This window comes from Haloarcula sp. CBA1122 (genome assembly GCF_009741785.1).
Classification (GTDB): domain Archaea; phylum Halobacteriota; class Halobacteria; order Halobacteriales; family Haloarculaceae; genus Haloarcula; species Haloarcula hispanica.
Genome location: NZ_WPCB01000099.1, coordinates 1 through 2956 on the forward strand (window position 1 = coordinate 1; position 2956 = coordinate 2956).

Annotated in this window: 3 protein-coding genes and 2 pseudogenes; 2 read left to right on the forward strand and 3 right to left on the reverse strand. The window is 65.7% G+C overall.

Features of this window, described 5'->3' with window-relative positions:
• Positions 1-259 (reverse strand): annotated as a pseudogene (locus tag GJ630_RS19260) (TIGR01177 family methyltransferase); the annotation flags it as partial.
• 87 nt (positions 260-346) lie between these two features.
• Here GJ630_RS19260 and GJ630_RS19265 point away from each other — a divergent pair.
• Entirely contained in the window at positions 347-736 is a 390-nt protein-coding gene (locus GJ630_RS19265) for a hypothetical protein (RefSeq protein WP_014039133.1), read from the forward strand.
• Positions 737-846: 110 nt separating this feature from the next.
• Positions 847-1101, forward strand: a complete 255-nt coding sequence (locus GJ630_RS19270) for a HalOD1 output domain-containing protein (RefSeq protein WP_014039134.1) — start codon at positions 847-849, stop codon at positions 1099-1101.
• 29 nt (positions 1102-1130) lie between these two features.
• Here the strand turns inward: GJ630_RS19270 and hisG are convergent, their stop codons facing one another.
• Positions 1131-1979, reverse strand: coding sequence for an ATP phosphoribosyltransferase (hisG, locus tag GJ630_RS19275; protein WP_014039135.1), 849 nt, complete (start codon positions 1977-1979; stop codon positions 1131-1133).
• A gap of 66 nt (positions 1980-2045) precedes the next feature.
• Positions 2046-2956: pseudogene (locus GJ630_RS19280) on the reverse strand (MFS transporter); the annotation flags it as partial.

Consider the following 2956-nt stretch of genomic DNA (forward strand, 5'->3'; position numbering starts at 1 on the left):
CGTCGACCGCTCGCACGGCGACGCTCCCCTCGCGGTCGATGGTCGCGGCCGACAGCAGCGCGGCGGCGCTTTCGATGTCGGGGTCCGCGATTCCGATCAGGTCACAGGCCCGGTGGGTGAACGCGAGGTGGCGAACACGGTCGCTGATGCCCCGTGCCGTCGCTAGTCCGGGCGCGAGGGTGTCGACGGCGCTCGCGGCGCTTGCTGCCTCCCGCCGCGCGAACGCGTCGTCCTGCCCGCCGAGTTCGAGGACGTACACGCCCGAGCGGTGTGGCCGAGCGGCTATGAGCGTGCCGGTCGCGCCCGGGAACAAAACGCACAAGCGAGCGGCCGCCGAACCTCGAGTATGCTCCAGTCCGGGTTCTCTAGCCTGACCGGTGGCGGTATCCTCGCCGTCCTCGTTACCGTTCTCGTCACCTGGCTCTTCTACGCCGTCACGCTCCACCTGGCCGCGACGTTTTTCATTGGCGACGTGCCCAGCCAGCTCGCGGCCAAAGCCGCCACCGCACCGGCGGTCGTCTCGCTGATCCTCCAGCGCTGGGGGGTCGAGTCCGGCGTCGTCTCGGCGGATCTGGGCGTGCTGGTCGTCCTCGTGCTCACAATGCTGGCCGACGGTATCGCGATTAGTACCACGTACCGGCTCTCGACCCGCTCGACAGCCCCGCTCGTGGCGCTGCACCTGGCCTTCGCAGCCGTCCTCGGGTTCGCGCTGAACAACATCTTCAGCTTCGTGTAACCCCCGTTGAGTCCTTGTTGGCGGGCTGTCCGATGTTTCACCCGGATAATAAACAACATGCAGAACGTGAAAATCAGAACTAATTAGATATTTTGAATTATAGGATTAGTATGATTAAACGCGAGGTTCGTTCCGCTGAATCGGTAAGCGAAGCGGTCGTCCTGGCTGTGAGTATCGCTGAGGATTGCCATCCACGAGCGCTCCCCTCACTGTACGGCGTTGTCAATCCCGAATCACTGAATGACTTGTTCAGACAGGACAGCAAACGTGAGACGCCCGAAACCGATTCTATCTCGTTTCGGTTCAGCGAGTCTCTCGTCACGGTCGACGCCGATGAGTGTATCAAAGTCGAGTACGCTCCGTGAGCGCGTGAGAAACAGCACGAGCAAAACGGCTATTCGACCAGCCGCTCTATCTCTGTCACCAGTATGTCACTTGCGCCCACGTCTTTGAGCGAGCTAATCGTCTCGAAGACGGCGCGCTCCTCGACGACGGCGTGAACGGCGAGCTGGTCGGAGCCGGCGATGTCCATCACCGTGGGGCCGCCCATGCCCGGAAGCACGTCTTCCACGTCGTCGAGGGCGTCCTCGGGGGCGTTCATCATCAGATAGCGTTTGTCTTCGGCGGCGAGGACGGAGCCGAGCGCGGTGTCGACCTGCTGGACCTTCTCGTCGTCAGCGGTGTCTTCGCGGGCGAACAGGCGGACAGAGCTTTCGAGGACTTCGTCGACGACGGCCAGCCGGTTCATCCGGAGCGTGGTCCCGGTCGAGGTGATGTCGACGATGCCGTCGGCGATGTCGACGTGGGGTGTCAGTTCCGTCGCGCCGGACACCTCGGTCACGTCCACGTCCACATCGACCCGGTCGAAGTACCGCCGGGTGATTTTGGGGAACTCCGTGGCGATGCGGCCCCCTTCGAAGTCGTACACGGTCTCGATGTCGCTGTCCTCCGGCGCGGCCAGAACGAGGCGACAGCGGCCGAAATCGAGGTCGCGGAGTTCGACGAGGTCGTCGGTGTCGGACTCCCGGACCTGGTCGAGGCCGGTGATACCCACGTCGGCAGCGCCGTCCGCGACGTACTCGGGGATGTCGGCGGCACGGGCGTACAGGACGGTCACGTCCGGGTCGACGGTGTCGGCGTGCAGTTGGCGGTCGGCCCCGTCGACCAGGTGGAGGCCGGCCCGTTCGAGCAGTTCCTCGCTTGGTTCGTGCAGGCGGCCCTTGTTGGGGACGGCGATTCGCATACGCCTACTGGCAGGCCGCGGGGCAACTGTCTTTCCCCTCAGACTGACCAGCTGCGGGCGGAGCCGTTACAGGCGGTCCCGGCGTGGGAGGACGACGAAGGTAGCCGCGGCCAGGAGCGTCAGACCGGCGAGACCGTAGAACGCGACCGCAAACAGGTTCTGGTCGGCGAGCAGGCCGACAGCGGTCGAGCCCAGCGAACTAATCCCGAAAAAGCCGGTCCGGAGCAGGCCCCAGCCGGTGCCTTCGGCGGTGTCAGGCAGCGTATCGACGATGTAGGCGTTTGCCAGCGGGCCGACACTCATCCGAACACCGATGACGCCGGAAACGATGGCCAGCGGCACGACGCCGCGGACGGACGGAATGAGCACGAGTGGAACGGTACTGACGAGCGCGACAGCGGTCAGAACACTTGGCGTTCCGTATCGGTCAGCGAGCCGGCCGGTGACTGTCTGTGAGAGCGCGCCACCGACGAACAGCACCGAGAGAAGCGCCCCAGCGGTTCCCTGTGAGAGGCCCCGAACCGTGACCAGATACGTGGTGAGGAATGCTGTCACGGCCTGGAAGGCGAACAGCATCAGTGTCTTGCCCGAAACCGACAGCACGAGCCGTCGGTTGCGAAGGCCGGTGAGAACCGTTCGGAGGTCCCGCCGGAGGCTCCGTTCGGACTCGCCGGTCGGACGGTCTGACACCGAGAGCCAGAGCGCGCCGGCGACAAGCATGAACAGCGGGGCGGCGCTGGCAAGCGCCAGCCGCCAGCCGTACCGGGTCGTGACGAACGCGGCGACGGCGGGCAGTGCGGCCGCTCCGAGAGAGCCGGCGGCCATCACGACACCGAAGGCGGTCCCCCTCGCGGGCGCGAACGTCCGCGAGAGGGCGGTCCCGCGGGGTGGGGCCGTACAGTCCCGTCCCGAGCCCCGAACGCGCCCGTCGCGATGAGGAACAGCGAGAACACCGGCGCGAAAAAGAAGCCCAGCAC

Excerpts from the sequence above, each read along its gene's own strand:
- GJ630_RS19270 (WP_014039134.1), top strand. The coding sequence starts at position 847 with ATGATTAAACGCGAGGTTCGTTCCGCTGAATCGGTAAGCGAAGCGGTC.
- GJ630_RS19265 (WP_014039133.1), top strand. The coding sequence starts at position 347 with ATGCTCCAGTCCGGGTTCTCTAGCCTGACCGGTGGCGGTATCCTCGCC.
- hisG (WP_014039135.1), bottom strand. The coding sequence starts at position 1,979 with ATGCGAATCGCCGTCCCCAACAAGGGCCGCCTGCACGAACCAAGCGAG.